This is a genomic window from Paenibacillus sp. Y660, assembly GCF_057221575.1.
This window is the reverse complement of sequence record NZ_JBXBBJ010000013.1, coordinates 132,142-148,021: the sequence shown is the minus strand read 5'-3', so window position 1 is coordinate 148,021 and position 15,880 is coordinate 132,142. Positions and strand designations below refer to the sequence as shown.

Here is a 15,880-nt window from a genome sequence, read left to right as displayed (position 1 = left end):
AATGGTTCGCGGTCTCTTCCACACTCGTTGCCAGGTTCGCACAAGAAACCACAAAGGTTTAAAGCGAATCTACATCGATTTTGACATAGAGGTACGCCGTTTTGCAAGCCTTATTTCAGCATATTGGCCTAAGAATCTCTCCATGACCATGTGGCCGGTTTATTCAAACATAGATTCTCACAATTACCGGTTAATCTCATGAACTGCATAAGTCATGGACTTTGATACATAACGCTCATAAATATACACCTTATCCTTAAAATGGAATTTTTATATTTATGAATAAAGTGTTTTCATTTGCCTTCCTAAATTCTGTCATCTCTCGGACATCGGAATAAAATAGTACCTTCGGCAAGTGTGGCATTATAAAGAAGGTCATATTTCTCTCAACTATCCTTAGCCATTCTGCAATGCTCTATCCCTCAAATTAATGATTTTTGCAATCATAAATTTGATTTTTACAATCATTTTATATTGTTAAACGATCGAAACTCATATAAAATAAAAGTAACGAATCCATCAAGGAGGCAGTCAAATGGAAATTATAAAATTTGATTCACAACAGGAATTGGATGCTTACGCAGCAAGTCTTTTCATCAACATCGTAAACGAGAAGCCTAACGCAGTGCTTGGTCTAGCAACAGGATCGACACCTATCGGAATTTATGACAAAATAGTAGAGGCATACAATCAAAAAAAGGTTAGCTTCAAGGATGTAACGACGTTCAATCTGGATGAGTATGTCGGCCTGACGGCTGAAAACGATCAAAGCTATGCTTATTATATGAATAAGCATTTATTTGCTCATATCGATATCCCTGCGGATCAAACCCATTTGCCTAACGGCATGGCAGAGAAACTTGATGCGGAAACTGCTCGTTATGATGCTATGCTTGAGGCACAGCCGGTAGATATCCAACTGCTTGGTCTTGGCCATAACGGACATATCGGCTTTAACGAGCCTGATGTCAATCTATCGGGCGGCACTCACGCTGTGCAGCTGAAGCAGGAAACTCTTGAAGCGAATGCGCGCTTCTTCGCTTCTATGGACGAAGTGCCTAAATATGCAATTACAATGGGCGTAGGCTCGATATTGAAAGCAAACACAATCGTTTTGGCTGTTCGCGGGGCGGACAAAGCAAGTATCGTTAAAGAAGCATTGACTGGACCAATCACCACAAACGTGCCAGCCTCATTGCTGCAAACACATGCACGCGTAATCGTACTGCTCGATCGCGAGGCTGGAAGGATGTTGGATTAAATGACAGCAAGCTCTGCTAACTGGCTCATTCACAATGTGAATATCGTACTAGAGGACCGAGTCATTACCGGAAGCGTCGTCGTTCAAGATGGTAAAATAGCTCAGGTCATTTCGGAGGACGACAAGGAATCAGCAGGAGCAGTGAAAAAAGAGCTTCCTACAATAGATGGTCAAGGCGGCTTTCTGCTGCCAGGCTTTATTGACGTTCACGTACACGGCGGCTTCGGCGCTGATTTTATGGACGCGAGCCGCGAAAGCTTTAACACGATTACTAAATTTCATGCCTCGCAAGGAACGACGGGCATGCTGGCTACAACAATGACCGCAGCAAAGGACGCAATAGAGGATGTATTGCAAGCTGTTTCGGACTACAGCAGCAGCGAAATGCCTTATGCAGCTTTGTACGGCGTTCATTTGGAAGGTCCCTTCATTAGTGAAAAATGGCCTGGTGCGCAAAATCCAATCTTCATTAAAGATCCTCAGCTTGAATGGATGAAGCAATGGCATGCAAAATGGCCCGAGCTCATCCGTCAGCTTACGCTAGCACCAGAGAAAAACGGCGCTATCGAGACGATAGCTTGGCTGGCTGAGCAAGGCATCAATACAGCATGCGGTCATACCGATGCTGTCTATGATGAAGTAATTGCTGCAGCGAATGCCGGTCTATCACAGGCGGTTCATACGTTTAATGCGATGCGCGGCCTTCATCATCGCGAGCCCGGAACGCTTGGCGCCGTACTTACCGATGACCGGATTGCAGCCGAGCTCATCGCTGACGGCATTCATGTGCATCCGGCAGCGATCCGGCTCGTTCTTGCAGCGAAGCCACAGGATAAGGTCATCCTCATCACCGATGCGATGGCTGCAGCCGGCATGCCAGACGGTGAATACAGTTTGGGCGGTTTAGCCGTAATCGTGAAGGACGGCGAAGCGCGCTTGCTTGAAGGCAACGCTCTCGCAGGGAGCTGCCTCACGATGATCGGCGCTGTTCGCTTTATTCTTGAAAACTCCAGCTTAACGATCGCAGAGGTCAGCCGACTTGCCAGCGGCAATGCAGCGAAGCAGCTCGGCATCAGCGACCGTACAGGCTCCATAGCAAGCGGCAAGCAAGCAGACCTTGTATGGACCGATGCGAATCTGAACGTCAAGCAGACCTGGGTGCAGGGCCGCTCCGTTTATGAAGCGCAGTAATACTGCAGCTTAACGTATACCTTGGAGGTCATTAAATGGCCGCCAGGGTATTTTTTTCATTCGCAATCCTTCTACTACTAGTCTGGATTTGTTGGCCGTAAGCGCAAATGCGTGCTTAAAGCTGACTTTAGGTTGTTTCTGATACGAATAATCCAGAGAGCGATCCTAAAAAGTCTCTTTAAAATTTTTAAGCATATCCCCCCACTCCCAAGCATGAACCATCCTATAAAAAAGCCTCCAACCCCACTTGTTCAGTGGTTTTGGAGGCTCTTTCGCATTTTAATTGGGGATCCGCCCATAAAACGTAACTCTTATGAAATAGTCCTGCCTTTTATAATTCGCGCTATCCCGTCACATGAACGGAAATGCCGTGCAGTTCAACCGCAGCTTCAAGCTCATCTGTAAGGGGAACATCGGTAATGACGCCGCGAAGCTCCGTTAAGGAAGCGATGGAGAAGAGCGAGGTACGGCCTGTCTTCGTATGATCGAATACGGCATACGCTGCCTGCGAACGTTTTATGAGTGCTTTGGCGATTTGCGCCTCTTGCTCTGAGTAGGTCGTGATGCCGCCTGAGGCTGAAATACCATCAACGCCGATGAACATTTTCCCAATATGCAAATGGGCAACCATGCCCTCGCCTAGCGGTCCGCATAGCTCAAAGCTGTTATGGCGCATAATGCCTCCGGTTACGACAACCTGAATATCGCTACCCGCCAGCTCCATCGCAATGTTAACCGCATTGGTTACGACCGTTATGCCTTTGCGGGATTTTAAGAGCTTCGCGATTAAGAAGTTAGTTGTACCGCCGGAGAGCGCGATGACATCGCCTTCGTAGATTAATGAAGCAGCTAGCTCGGCGATTCGCTCCTTCTCCAAAATCGACAGCCCTTCCTTCTCGGCAAAAGGCAGATCTCGAACGGAATTCATCCCATCGTACATCGCTCCGCCAATGGTGCGAATTACCGGATAATCAGCCTCCATTTGCTCCAAATCGCGACGCGCAGTCGCTTCAGAGCAGCCGAAGCGCTCGACCATCTCCGTTATCGTTACTCGTCCCTGCTGCTTCAGCAGCTGCAGTACTGCCTCTCGGCGGCGCTGCCCTTTGGACCCGTTCAAATCAGCCATTGTCAGCGCTCCACCCACACTTTAGCGGACATCCGCTGCTCGACGACATCCCACTCCGGCAATGCTTCCCAGTCGCCTCTCATTTGTACAACCAGCGATCCGTTGATGCTGGCAAGACGGACTGCTTCAACAGGAGACAATCCTTTCATGATGCCAGCCAAAAAGCCCGCACAGAAACCATCTCCCGCACCAACCGTATCCACAACCTGCTCAGCCGGATAGAATGGCAAGCTTTCCTCTTGGCCGTTGTTCAATACAACCGTTGTATCGCCTCTGCCTTTAATAATGGAGACTGCCTTCAATTTCGAAAGCTCGCCTTTGACATGCTCATAGTCATCTGTATCGTACAATAGCTTAAGCTCATCCCAGCCCGGCAAAAAATAATCCGCATCCGCTGCAAGCGGCAAAACCGTTTCTCGTGCTTCCTCGATGGACCACAGCTTTAGGCGCAAATTTGGATCAAAGCTGACGAGCACGCCAGCGTCTTTTGCGATGTCGACTGCACGGCGAAGCGTCCTGCGGCAATCCTCGCTGAGCGCTGCGGTAATGCCAGTGACATGAAGCAGCTTTGCTCCGCGAATGTAATTTTCGTCAAGCTGCTCAGGAATCATGCGGCTGGCAGCCGAATGCTTTCTGAAGTAATGGACGGCTAATCTGCCCGCTACATGCTCGCGGAACATCATGCCCGTCGGCGCATCTGCGCTAAGCTGAGCCCGGGATACGTCCACGCCTTCGCCGCGCAGCGTTTTCAAAATAATTTTGCCGAACGGATCATCGCCTAGTGCTCCAAACCAGCCTACAGAGGAACCAAGTCGCGCAAGTCCAATTGCGACATTGCTTTCCGCTCCGCCGAAGCTCTGTTCAAGCGTCGCAGCACGTTCGATAGACTTATGCTCCTGCGGCATAAACAGAGCCATTGATTCGCCAAACGTTACAATTTGCGGCGATGTTTCATGCACGTTGCAATCCCCCTACAGCGAAATATAATCTACGATTTTTTATTGGCCATCATACATCGGAAATTTCATGAAGTAAATGATAGCGATATAAAGCAACAACACGATGATGCTCATAACGCGTGCTTTGTTAATATGCGCCGTTGCGCTTTTGCCGTCATTAATGGAAGCAACGACGAGCTTAAGCGGTTTGGAAATAATCCCGCCAAGTGCGGCAATTGCCAGGAATAGAACGATAATAATAACCATCCATGTTACGGTATAGTCAGCCTGCGACATCAAGTAACCGCCTGTCAACAGCTGCAGCACCAGGAAATACTGGGCGATGCGATTAGCTGACAGCAAACCGTCCGCTAGACCGCCTTGTCCAACTCCGGCTAGCTTGGATGCTCTTCCAACCATGATTGGGAGCACGATATAAAATCCCATCCCTGCTGCCCCTAGCACATGCAAAAACAACATTACTTTAAACATTATTAACTCCTCCTGTTTTGGTAAAGCGTAATCAACGACCCGCTATTGCCAAAATTGTATCTAACAAATAGTTTATCAGAAACGAGATTTTTTTCAAATGACTACGCTATCAATACGTTGGTTTATAGCTTAAGCCTTAAATCCATATTTGCTCATCACGCCATGAATGGCGAAATAAGTGACTTCCTCAGGCAAAGCGTCTTTAATCGGCCGAAGCTTCTCATTCCCAAGCTCTCCAATCGCATCAACGATCAGCTGCTCGTATTCAGCAGGTATGATGCGGCTCCAATCGATCTCCTCGCCCTCGTCGGCGCAGCGAATTAAATGCCCCTCAACCGTTACTCTGCTTAAACCGCGCTCCTTCGCAATATCATCCGGCTCCATGCCGGCTTGAAACCGCGCAAGCGTAGTCAAATAGCTCGGCTCCTCGTCTCCCGCCGCTCTTTTAGTAGAAGAGACCGTCGCTTTAGGCGCAGCTTTAGGAGCTGCAGAGCTCGTTCCAGACGAGGCACCCTCGCCTCCAAACGATTGAATTATGGAGAGCAAGTCCTCTCCGTATTTCTCAGCCTTCGCTGATCCAATCCCCTTCACGCCTAGCAGCTGATCTACCGTCTGCGGCTGTACATTCGCAATTTCCCGAAGCGTCGCGTCAAAAAATAACATGAACGGCGGCACGCCTTCCACGGCTGCTTTCTCTTTGCGCCATTGCTTAAGCGCATCGAATAGCGGGGAAGCGTTCGCGTAATCGGCTGACGCCGCTTGCCGGACAGTCGCTCGAACTCTTTGCATAATCGATTCGCGGCCTTCAAGAACCGGAAGCGCGCTCGCCGTTAAAGAGACGACTGGATATTGTCCCTCGCTAAGCTTCAAATAGCCTTCCGATACGAGCCAATAAAGCCAATCCGCAATTTCCTTCTCGGGCAAATGCCGCATAAGTCCGTACGTGGACAAGCGGTCCAGACCGAATTCAAGCAAACGCTTGTCGCGAGAGCCCTTCAGCACCTTGGCTGCCATCGTTACGCCGAAGCGGCCTTTCATTCGTCCGACGCAGGAGAGCGCCATCTTCGCTTCCTCCGTCCGGTTAACCGGCTCGCTCTTATCGAGGCAGCTGCTGCATTTGCCGCAAGCCTCTACGCCAGTTTCTCCAAAATAATCAACGATAAACTGCTGCAGGCAGCGCTGCGTTCGGCTATAATTCATCATCGTATGCAGCTTGGATAGCTGAATCGATTTGCGATCCGTATCGCCAGTGCCCTGCTCAATCAGGAAGCGCTGAACCTGCATATCGGCTGGCTCGAACAAGAGGATACATTCGCTTTCCTCTCCATCCCTTCCGGCACGGCCCGCCTCTTGGTAATACGATTCAATATCGCTGGTCATTTGCCAATGCAGCACGTACCGGACGTTGGGCTTATCGATGCCCATGCCAAAAGCGTTCGTCGCAACCATGACGCGAATCTCATCAAATCTAAACTTCTCCTGCGTATCGGCGCGCTCCGTATCGGAGAGTCCGCCGTGATATTTACCCGCCAAAATGCCTCTGCGGGTAAGCTGCTCATATACGTTCTCGACTTCTTTTCTAGTAGCAGCATATATAATGCCCGATTGCTCCTTGCGCTCAGCCACATAGCTCTCAAGAAATTTCTTCTTATCCACGCCCGTAACGACGGAAAGCGATAGATTTGGCCTTGCAAAGCCGGTTACAAAAACGCTAGGATCTCGAAGCTTGAGCATTTCTGAAATGTCGAGCGCTACCTCATTCGTTGCCGTAGCCGTAAAGGCTGCAACAAGCGGCCGATCCTTCATTCTTGCTATCCAGCCAGCAAGCTGGCGATAGCTTGGCCTAAAGTCATGTCCCCACTGGGATACGCAGTGGGCCTCGTCTATAGCGATGAGCGGAATTTGCAGCTGCTCGGATAATGATTGAAACATCGGCGCATCCAGCCGCTCAGGCGCAACGTAAAGCAGCTTATACTCACCCTGCATGCTACTGCGCATAACTTCCCGGTATTCGGCTGCACCAAGCGAGCTGTTCAGAAACGCTGCCGACACCCCTACACGCCTCAGCGCATCAACCTGATCCTTCATGAGCGAGATGAGCGGGGATATAACAAGCGACGTACCTGGCAGCAGCATTGAAGGGATTTGATAACAGATCGACTTCCCTCCGCCTGTCGGCAAAATAGCCAGCGTGTCTCGTCCGTTCAATATTCCCGCTATAATATCCTCTTGTCCTTTGCGAAAGGAGTCATAGCCGTATACTCGTTTTAAAGCTTGCCTCGCTTGTTCGATCAATCTTCGTCCCTCCTCTGTAAAAATAAACAAGAGGACCCTGGCAGCATTCTGTCAGGGTCCTCCCAAACGCATTCTTTTATAATCAGCGAGTAAGCTCGCTTATTGGCCTGTTACTACTTGAATGACGTTGCGAACGGATTGAGCAGATTTATCAAGAGCAGCCTTCTCTTCAGCTGTCAAATCAAGCTCAAGCACTTTCTCGATGCCATCGCCGCCAATGATTGTTGGAACGCCCATGAACAGGTTGTCATAGCCGTATTCGCCTTCAAGCAAAGCGATAACCGGAATGATCCGTTTTTTGTCTTTAAGGATCGCTTCAGTCATTTGCACGAGAGAAGCTGCAGGCGCATAGTACGCGCTGCCGTTGCCAAGCAGGTTAACGATTTCGCCGCCGCCAACGCGAGCGCGTTGTACGATTGCTTCAATGCGTTCAGCAGAGATAAGCTTCTCGATTGGAATGCCTCCAACGTTCGAGTAACGAACGAGTGGAACCATATCGTCGCCATGTCCGCCAAGCACGAAGCCGCGAACGTCTTCAACAGATACGTTAAGCTCTTGTGCAATAAAAGTGCAGTAGCGAGCTGTATCAAGAACGCCGGATTGGCCGATTACGCGGTTTTTAGGGAAACCAAGCGTCTGGAATGCCGCGTAAGTCATAGCATCAACCGGGTTGCTCAGGATGATGACATAAGCGTTAGGGCTAGTCGCTTTGATGTTTTCGCAAACGGATTTTACGATGCCAGCGTTTGTGCTGACAAGGTCGTCGCGGCTCATGCCCGGTTTACGAGCGATACCAGCTGTGATGATGACAACATCGGATTCTATTGTATCTTCATAGTTTGAAGTACCGATGATGTTAGCGTCCACTCCAAGTACTGGAGTTGCTTCAAGCATATCGAGCGCTTTACCTTTAGTTGGGTTTTCAAGAGGTGCAATATCAACAAGAACAACATCGCCTAGCTCTTTTTGAGCAAGCATAAGCGCTGTAGTAGCGCCTGTAAAACCGGCTCCAACGACTGTAATTTTTTTGCGTTTAATAGCCATCTTGTGTAAATCCTCCCGTCACATTGCTTAATTTAAGGGGAGACCCCTTTGACCCCCTTTTTTTAAGGGAGCCAACACTCCAAAGTGCGTTTTCGAACCCACCTAAATCCTCCCGTCCAAGGGAGGACCCCAAGGCGCTGCGCCTCTGGACACCCGCTAATTGGACTAAAGTAAGAGAAAAACCGGTGCGTTTGTGCTACTTTGGAGCATGGATCGCTTTCGTCCCTGCTGGACACGCTTTACGATTGTGCGTGGAGGGGAATCTGTCCCTGCGGGACGTGATTCCAAGACCTGCGGGACGTGATTCCAAGACCTGCGGGACGCCATTCCACCCAAACCTTACACACAAACCAGAAATAGATAAAACGCAAACCATACTAAGATTATGGGGATCAAACGGTTCCCTTATACAATGGAAGATAAGACTACATATTTTTGATGATTTCGTCTGCGAAAGCGGAACATTTTACTTCTGTTGCGCCTTCCATCAAGCGTGCGAAGTCATAAGTAACGGTTTTGTTGTTAATGGAAGCTTCCATACCTTTATAGATAAGGTCTGCCGCTTCTTGCCAGCCTAGGTGCTCAAGAAGCATTACGCCGGAAAGGATTACGGAACCCGGGTTTACTACATCAAGGTCAGCGTATTTAGGAGCTGTACCGTGTGTTGCTTCGAAGATTGCATGACCAGTCAAGTAGTTGATGTTAGCGCCTGGAGCGATACCGATACCGCCAACTTGTGCAGCTAGTGCATCGGACAAGTAGTCACCGTTCAAGTTCAATGTTGCGATAACATCGAAGTCAGTTGGACGTGTAAGAACTTGTTGCAAAGCGATGTCTGCGATTGCGTCTTTAATGATCAGCTTGCCAGCAGCTTCTGCATCTTTTTGTGCTTGGTTAGCAGCGTCAGTGCCTTGAGCTTCTTTAATGCGATCGTATTCGCCCCATGTGAAAGTCTCGTTAGCGAATTCTTGCTCAGCCACTTCGTAGCCCCAGTTTTTGAACGCGCCTTCTGTGTATTTCATGATGTTGCCTTTGTGTACAAGCGTAACGGATTTCTTGCCGTGCTTGATTGCATACTCGATCGCTGCGCGAACAAGACGTTGCGAGCCTTCTTTGGATACTGGCTTGATGCCGATACCGGAAGTTTCTGGGAAGCGGATTTTGTTGGCTCCCATTTCATTTTGAAGGAACTCGATTACTTTTTTCACTTCTGCGGAACCTTCTTGGTACTCAATACCCGCGTAGATGTCCTCTGTGTTTTCACGGAAGATAACCATGTCAACAAGCTCAGGACGTTTTACAGGGGATGGAACGCCAGTGAAGTAACGAACTGGACGCAGGCAAGTGTATAGATCAAGCTCTTGACGAAGAGCAACGTTCAAAGAACGGATACCGCCGCCGATAGGCGTCGTCAAAGGACCTTTAATTGCAACGATGTACTCACGAATTGCTGTAAGTGTATCAGCAGGCAGCCACTCGCCGTATTCGTTGAATGCTTTTTCGCCGGCAAATACTTCGTACCAAGCAATTTTTTTCTCGCCGTTGTAAGCTTTCTCTACCGCTGCATCAAGTGCGCGTTTCGAAGCTCTCCAGATGTCGCGGCCTGTGCCGTCGCCTTCGATGAAAGGAATGATAGGATTGTTAGGTACGTTTAGTACACCGTTGTCTATTGTGATTTGCTCGCCTTCTGTTGGAAGCGCGAATTTTTCGAACTGAGCCATGAATAAAATCCTCCTTAGAATGGTACCTACCGTTGTGCAGGTATGTATTAGTTATATTTCACAATGAAGGAGAAGAGCGAACAGCCCGTTCGCGTCTGCCCTCTCCATCCATTGTAACTTAATTTAGCGATTAACGCTGTTCAATCGGAATGTATTTCGCGTTAACTGGACCTACATAATCTGCACGCGGACGAATCAAGCGGTTATCTTGGTATTGCTCAAGGATATGCGCGCTCCAACCTGATACACGGCTGATCGCAAAAATTGGCGTAAACAGGTCGCGTGGAATTTCAAGCGTCGTGTATACGGATGCGGAGTAGAAGTCAACATTTGGCTTCAAGCCCTTTTGTCCCGTTACCAATTCTTCGATTTTGACAGACATTTCGTAAAGCTCCATATTGCCTGTCAGCTTGCCGAGCTCGCGTGACATTTTTTGCAAATGTTTTGCGCGTGGATCGCCGTTTTTGTAAACGCGGTGACCAAAGCCCATGATCTTAACTTTGTTCGCAAGAGCGTTGTTAATGAAGCTCTCAACGTTAGCTGCTGAACCGATTTCTTCCAGCATAACCATAACCGCTTCGTTAGCGCCGCCGTGAAGTGGACCTTTCAAAGCGCCGATCGCGGAAGTTACGCCCGAATAAATGTCAGACAATGTAGCTACCGTAACGCGTGCAGCAAAAGTCGATGCATTCAATTCGTGGTCAGCATGAAGAACGAGCGCTTGATCAAGTGCTTTAACAGCTACTTCAGCAGGCTCGTTCCCTGTAAGCATGTATAGGAAATTATAAGCGATTGATACGCCTTGCTTTGGCGCTACCGGTTCTTTCCCTTGACGAATACGTGCAAAAGCAGCAATAATCGTAGGCAGCTGCGCCTGCAATTTGATTGCTTTCAGTTGATTCGCTTCAGGAGTCATATCGTTAGCGGAGCTGTCGTACAATGCCAGGCTTGATACCGCTGTGCGCAGTGCAGCCATCGAGTTTGTATCGTTTGGATATAGTTTAATTTGATCAAGCACGCCTTGAGGAACGGCTGCATATTGATCCAACTGCTTTTGCAGTCCATCAAGCTCGGAACGATTAGGTAATTTACCGTACCATAGAAGATATGCGACCTCTTCAAAGGTAGCGTTTTCTGCGAGATCGTCAATATCGATACCTCGGTATGTCAGTACGCCATCAATAATTGAGCTGATGGACGACGCCGCGGCAACAATTCCTTCCAGACCTTTAGTTGCTGTCATCGTTCTCTCTCCTTTAACTTGGATATCGTTTGTTAACAATAAAAAGGGTTCGTTATTTGTACCATCGCCTTTAATCATAAATGATTTCGGCGGTGAAGTGAACAAATAGAGACATAAAAATGCTTTATCGACATCATTAATATTTTTTTCGATTAGTCTCTCACCACATCGTATCGTATGCTCCAGCTGCATTTTTCCCTATTCGCTCTATTTTTAGCCGCAGCATAAACTATTTTAACAGAAACGAATATAGTGGTAAAATGTCACAAAGAGAACTTTCTGAGCAAAATTTGCCGCATTGGAGGCGCTACATGACAGAACAACGCATTGGAATTATCGACATAGGCTCCAACTCCGTCCGGCTCGTCGTATACGAAAGGACTGCAAATGGTGCTCATCGAGTTGCTGATAGCAGTAAACGGCCTGCCAGACTAAGCGAACAAATTGATGAAAACGGCGATCTGCCGGGGACAGCAATCGAGGAGCTAATCGACACACTTAATCATTTTACCATGATTTGCACACATAATCATACAAGCCACATTCGCGCGGTCGCAACAGCTGCTATTCGAAACGCCAAAAACCGCACAGCAATACTCGATCGCATAAAAACAGCAACGGGTCTAACCATCGAATTGCTATCCGGAGAGGACGAGGCTTCCTACGGCTTTCTCGGCATGATTAATTCGATTAATATTCGGGACGGTTTTTTAATCGATATCGGCGGCGGAAGCACGGAGCTTTCTTTGTTTCGCAATCGCGCGCTCGTTCGTTCCGTATCCTTTCCTTTTGGCTGCGTAAGCCTTAACAAGCGCTTCGGATCAAAAGGGCTGCTTCAGGATGAGGAATTGAAGGCGCTTGAGCTGCTTGTATCAGAAGCTGTTCGTAATGAGCCTTGGATTGGGGAAACAGCTGGACTGCCTCTTGTCGGAGTAGGCGGTACCGTGCGCGCACTCGGCAAAATGCATCAATTCGCTTATAAATACCCGTTCCCGCAAACGCATAACTATCCGGCAACAAGCGATCAGGTCGATGAACTGTTTCATCAAATGCGCAAGCTGCCGCTAGACAAAAGGCGCAAGCTGCCAGGCTTGTCCAAAGACCGCGCTGATGTCGTAGTGCCTGGCGTTGCTATTTTGCGCGTTTTGTTTCGGGCAACTAAGTCGGCATATTACCGAATTTGCGGGGCAGGTCTGCGTGATGGATTATTCCATGCGACACGCTTCCCGAATCATCCCAAGCAAGATGATGTGCTTAATTTTAGTCTTAAAAATTTGAGCGCTCTGCATCCGGCAGCGCCGAAGCAGCATGTGCAGCAGGTCAACCGGATATCGCTAGAGCTCTTCGATGTGCTGAATTATGTACATCCTCTGCCGCCGCAAACGAGGGTGCTGCTTGATACGGCGTCGCAGCTGTTTCGTATCGGTGCCTCCATCGATTATTACGAATATGCGAGACACTCCTTCTACCTCATCATCAACTCCCAGCTGAATGGGCTTAGCCACAGGGAGATGATTATGACAGCAGCTATCGCTTCTTACAAAAGCAAAGGCCGGGCTCGTCAGCACATATCCGAATATAAGGAGCTGCTTAACGAGACCGACCTTGATATTATTTATAAGCTTGGTGCATTGCTTCAGCTCTCTACAGCACTCGATCGAACGGAGACGCAGGCAATCGCGCAGCTGAACGTCCAATTATCCGGCAGCCAGCTGCTGCTGCGGCCCATTCAACCTCGAGGCATGCTGGATGTCGAGCGCCGCGAGGTCGAGGAGCTGAGCTCTGAATTCAAGAAGCTGTGGAGCGTATTGCCAGTACTTGACTATACAGCTATGCATGTCCCTTCCACAACGATATAACCTTTGCCTCGAATTGACTGCGGAACGGCTGCTTATCTTCACTGGAAATGTGTTCATAAGTACCGTTCGACTGCAGTTCGCGAGCCTTTACATTGTCATTGATATTAAGCTCCAGCATCTTGATAAGAATTTGTCTGAGCGTCTCATCAAATACAGGACATATCAGCTCGATCCGCCGCGTTAAATTGCGAGTCATCCAGTCTGCGCTCGACAAGTAAACTTCCTCTTCCCCGTCATTATAAAAATACATAATTCTCGAATGCTCGAGGAAGCGGTCAACGATGCTGATGACCTGAATATTTTCACTGCGTCCCGGAACACCTGGCCGCAAGCAGCATACTCCGCGGACGATAAGCACAATCTTCACGCCGGCTTGAGATGCATCGTACAGCTTATCGATCATTTCCTGATTCGATAAGGAGTTCATTTTGGCGATAATGCGCGCCGGCTTCCCTGCTAACGCATTCTCTCTCTCCCGGTCAATGAGACGGTACAGCTTCTCCTTCAAATCCGATGGAGCAACGCCAAAGGCCTTCCACTCATAAGGCGTTGAGTATCCCGTTACTTCGTTGAACAAAGCCGATGCGTCCCCACCGATTATAGGATGTGACGTGAACAGTCCAATATCCGTATACAAGGTAGCTGTACTGTCGTTGTAGTTGCCCGTACCGACATGTACATAGCGGTGAAGCGTCCCTTGCTCTCGCCGAACGACGAGCAAAATTTTGGCATGTGTCTTTAAGCCGACCAAGCCATAAACAACATGGCAACCCGCCTTCTCCAGCTGGCGCGCCCAAGCGATATTCCTCTCCTCGTCAAACCGAGCCTTAAGCTCCACAACGACCGTTACCTGCTTGCCTGCTTCTCCTGCCTTAGCCAGCGCTTGGACGAGCGCAGATTGGCCGCTGACGCGGTATAACGTCATTTTGATAGCCAGCACGTCTGGATCGTAAGCCGCCTGCAACACAAAATCATTAACAGCATCAAATGATTCGTACGGATGGTACATCAACACGTCGCGTTGACGGATAACCTCGAACATATCATCTGTTTCATCAAATTCTCTTGGGTAAACGGGCTCCAGCTTCTCATACCGCAAATTGTCATTGCCAGGTACGGCACCTGCAAATTTCATTAGAAAGCTTAGATCAAGCGGTCCGTCAATTTCAAATAAATTATCTTCAATCTCCAGCTCTTCCGTCAGCATTTCGAGCGCATAAGGATGCATGCCCTTTGCCACCTCAAGCCTTACGGGAATACCCCAACGACGGCGGCGCAGCTCCTTCTCGATTTCCTCGAGCAGATCATCTGCATCCTCCTCGTTTAGCGTTATATCGGCATCGCGTGTCAATCGGAACGGATTTACAGAGAATGGGATATAGCCATTAAATAATGTATCAATGAATTTTTCGATCAAATCCTCAAGAAGAACAAATTCCGTCTTCTTGCTGTTGATTCTTCCTGGAACGGGAACAAATCTTGGCAAAATGGACGGCACCTGCACAATTGCAAAAAAAGGCTCCTCCTCAGACGGGTCCTCCTCTTGTCTAAGCAGCACGGCTAAATACAATTCTTTCGTGTGCACGAGCGGAAATGGTCTACTCTGATCGACAGCCATAGGCGTAAGTACAGGAAATACAATTTCGTGAAAATAGTCCGAGACCGCCTTGGTCTGTGTTACATTCAGCTCATCGATCGAACGAATAAAGATCCCTTCACGGCTTAAGGAACGAAATACTTCCCTGTAGGTGCGGTACTGATCGTGAACCATTTGCGTTGCTCGCTTTATCAGCCTTTTCCACAGACCGGACGGCGTATAACCTGTAAAATCGATTTTCGACAGGCCGGCTCTCATCTGCATTTGTATGCCCGCAACCCGCACACTCATGAATTCATCCAGATTGCTGGATACAATCGCCAAGAACTTAACCCTTTCAAGCAATGGATTGTTGAGATCCTGAGCCTCTTGAAGAACTCTTCGGTTGAATTCGATCCAACTTAAGTCACGGTTTACATAGTTTGACAAAAGCTTGGTCATTTCTCACGCCCCCTGAGTAATTATGCGAAATAATCACGCTTCTAATGTGTACGCTTCTGTTTGCAGATCAATACTGCTTTGTAAGATTAATACGCGACAGCGCTGATCACTCTATAAAAAAAGTGACAAGAAACGACAAATATCTATTTTATTATGAAGCATGACTATTATTGCCATGTTAACCTTTTGTAAAGGTAACGTAAATATTAGAATTTTCCGATCTTAAAATTGCCGTTTCTTAATCTTTTTTCAATCCAGTGCAGCATCATTTGCCTGTAAAAGGAACGTGTTGCCGGAATAAGCAGCGTAACGCCCAAGATGTCGGAAATAAATCCTGGCATAAGCAGCAATAATCCCCCTGCCAGCACGCATAAACCGTCCAAGAGCGACTGTCCGGGAATTTGCCCCGCCTGCATTTGACGCTGAGCCTCTCCCCATACTTTTCGCCCTTCTGCACGAGCTAAATAAGCACCTGCCAGTCCCATAATAATCAGTATAAAAAAGGTATACCAGCCGCCAATCCAGCTGCCTACTTGAAAAATTCCTAAAAGCTCAACGATCGGTACAATGATAAAGACAGCCAATAGCCATTTATACATGATTTTGACCTCCTAAAAGTTTGCGAAGCAAACTTACTTCGTAAGCATACGCCTTGTTTGTGAAGCTAACTTA

12 protein-coding genes are annotated in these 15,880 nt (G+C 48.3%); 3 read left to right on the top strand and 9 right to left on the bottom strand.

Annotated features, from left to right (window positions below; all coding sequences use genetic code 11):
• Nucleotides 1–535: 535 nt before the first annotated feature.
• Together nagB and nagA are read left to right on the top strand one after the other, a co-directional pair.
• The gene (gene nagB / locus AC2TDN_RS16290; RefSeq protein WP_482066397.1) at nt 536–1,261 is read left to right on the top strand and encodes a glucosamine-6-phosphate deaminase; all 726 of its coding nucleotides are present in this window, start codon (nt 536–538) and stop codon (nt 1,259–1,261) included.
• Nucleotides 1,262–2,452, top strand: a complete 1,191-nt coding sequence (gene nagA / locus AC2TDN_RS16285) for an N-acetylglucosamine-6-phosphate deacetylase (protein ID WP_484688918.1) — start codon at nt 1,262–1,264, stop codon at nt 2,450–2,452.
• A gap of 343 nt (nt 2,453–2,795) precedes the next feature.
• Here nagA and AC2TDN_RS16280 read toward each other — a convergent pair whose 3' ends face one another.
• The 7 genes from AC2TDN_RS16280 to citZ all read right to left on the bottom strand — a co-directional run bounded on the left by AC2TDN_RS16280 (nt 2,796) and on the right by citZ (nt 11,311).
• Entirely contained in the window at nt 2,796–3,578 is a 783-nt protein-coding gene (locus tag AC2TDN_RS16280) for a DeoR/GlpR family DNA-binding transcription regulator (protein WP_482066395.1), read from the bottom strand.
• 2 nt (nt 3,579–3,580) lie between these two features.
• Nucleotides 3,581–4,537, bottom strand: a complete 957-nt coding sequence (locus AC2TDN_RS16275; RefSeq protein ID WP_484688916.1) for a sugar kinase — start codon at nt 4,535–4,537, stop codon at nt 3,581–3,583.
• Nucleotides 4,538–4,576: 39 nt separating this feature from the next.
• Nucleotides 4,577–5,008: a hypothetical protein gene (locus tag AC2TDN_RS16270; protein WP_484688915.1), complete on the bottom strand. Its 432-nt coding sequence runs from the start codon at nt 5,006–5,008 to the stop codon at nt 4,577–4,579.
• Between the two features lie 129 nt (nt 5,009–5,137).
• Complete coding sequence (gene recQ, locus AC2TDN_RS16265) at nt 5,138–7,303, bottom strand: DNA helicase RecQ (RefSeq protein ID WP_484688913.1); 2,166 nt, start codon at nt 7,301–7,303, stop codon at nt 5,138–5,140.
• Nucleotides 7,304–7,402: 99 nt separating this feature from the next.
• Complete coding sequence (gene mdh / locus AC2TDN_RS16260; RefSeq protein ID WP_482066391.1) at nt 7,403–8,347, bottom strand: malate dehydrogenase; 945 nt, start codon at nt 8,345–8,347, stop codon at nt 7,403–7,405.
• A gap of 425 nt (nt 8,348–8,772) precedes the next feature.
• Nucleotides 8,773–10,068, bottom strand: coding sequence for an NADP-dependent isocitrate dehydrogenase (gene icd / locus AC2TDN_RS16255; RefSeq protein WP_484688910.1), 1,296 nt, complete (start codon nt 10,066–10,068; stop codon nt 8,773–8,775).
• Between the two features lie 130 nt (nt 10,069–10,198).
• The gene (gene citZ, locus AC2TDN_RS16250) at nt 10,199–11,311 is read right to left on the bottom strand and encodes a citrate synthase (protein ID WP_482066389.1); all 1,113 of its coding nucleotides are present in this window, start codon (nt 11,309–11,311) and stop codon (nt 10,199–10,201) included.
• Between the two features lie 311 nt (nt 11,312–11,622).
• Here citZ and AC2TDN_RS16245 point away from each other — a divergent pair, with 311 nt between their 5' ends.
• Entirely contained in the window at nt 11,623–13,170 is a 1,548-nt protein-coding gene (locus tag AC2TDN_RS16245) for a Ppx/GppA phosphatase family protein (protein ID WP_482066388.1), read from the top strand.
• On the opposite strand, the gene ppk1 is transcribed toward AC2TDN_RS16245, so the two are convergent.
• Together ppk1 and AC2TDN_RS16235 are read right to left on the bottom strand one after the other, a co-directional pair.
• Nucleotides 13,142–15,208: a polyphosphate kinase 1 gene (ppk1, locus tag AC2TDN_RS16240; RefSeq protein ID WP_482066387.1), complete on the bottom strand. Its 2,067-nt coding sequence runs from the start codon at nt 15,206–15,208 to the stop codon at nt 13,142–13,144. The two genes, AC2TDN_RS16245 and ppk1, sit on opposite strands and share 29 nt — an antisense overlap.
• A gap of 206 nt (nt 15,209–15,414) precedes the next feature.
• Nucleotides 15,415–15,807, bottom strand: coding sequence for an FxsA family protein (locus AC2TDN_RS16235; protein ID WP_482066386.1), 393 nt, complete (start codon nt 15,805–15,807; stop codon nt 15,415–15,417).
• Nucleotides 15,808–15,880 lie beyond the last annotated feature (73 nt).

Excerpts from the sequence above, each read along its gene's own strand:
- nagB (WP_482066397.1), top strand. The coding sequence starts at position 536 with ATGGAAATTATAAAATTTGATTCACAACAGGAATTGGATGCTTACGCA.
- nagA (WP_484688918.1), top strand. The coding sequence starts at position 1,262 with ATGACAGCAAGCTCTGCTAACTGGCTCATTCACAATGTGAATATCGTA.
- AC2TDN_RS16280 (WP_482066395.1), bottom strand. The coding sequence starts at position 3,578 with ATGGCTGATTTGAACGGGTCCAAAGGGCAGCGCCGCCGAGAGGCAGTA.
- AC2TDN_RS16270 (WP_484688915.1), bottom strand. The coding sequence starts at position 5,008 with ATGTTTAAAGTAATGTTGTTTTTGCATGTGCTAGGGGCAGCAGGGATG.
- mdh (WP_482066391.1), bottom strand. The coding sequence starts at position 8,347 with ATGGCTATTAAACGCAAAAAAATTACAGTCGTTGGAGCCGGTTTTACA.
- icd (WP_484688910.1), bottom strand. The coding sequence starts at position 10,068 with ATGGCTCAGTTCGAAAAATTCGCGCTTCCAACAGAAGGCGAGCAAATC.
- citZ (WP_482066389.1), bottom strand. The coding sequence starts at position 11,311 with ATGACAGCAACTAAAGGTCTGGAAGGAATTGTTGCCGCGGCGTCGTCC.
- AC2TDN_RS16245 (WP_482066388.1), top strand. The coding sequence starts at position 11,623 with ATGACAGAACAACGCATTGGAATTATCGACATAGGCTCCAACTCCGTC.
- ppk1 (WP_482066387.1), bottom strand. The coding sequence starts at position 15,208 with ATGACCAAGCTTTTGTCAAACTATGTAAACCGTGACTTAAGTTGGATC.
- AC2TDN_RS16235 (WP_482066386.1), bottom strand. The coding sequence starts at position 15,807 with ATGTATAAATGGCTATTGGCTGTCTTTATCATTGTACCGATCGTTGAG.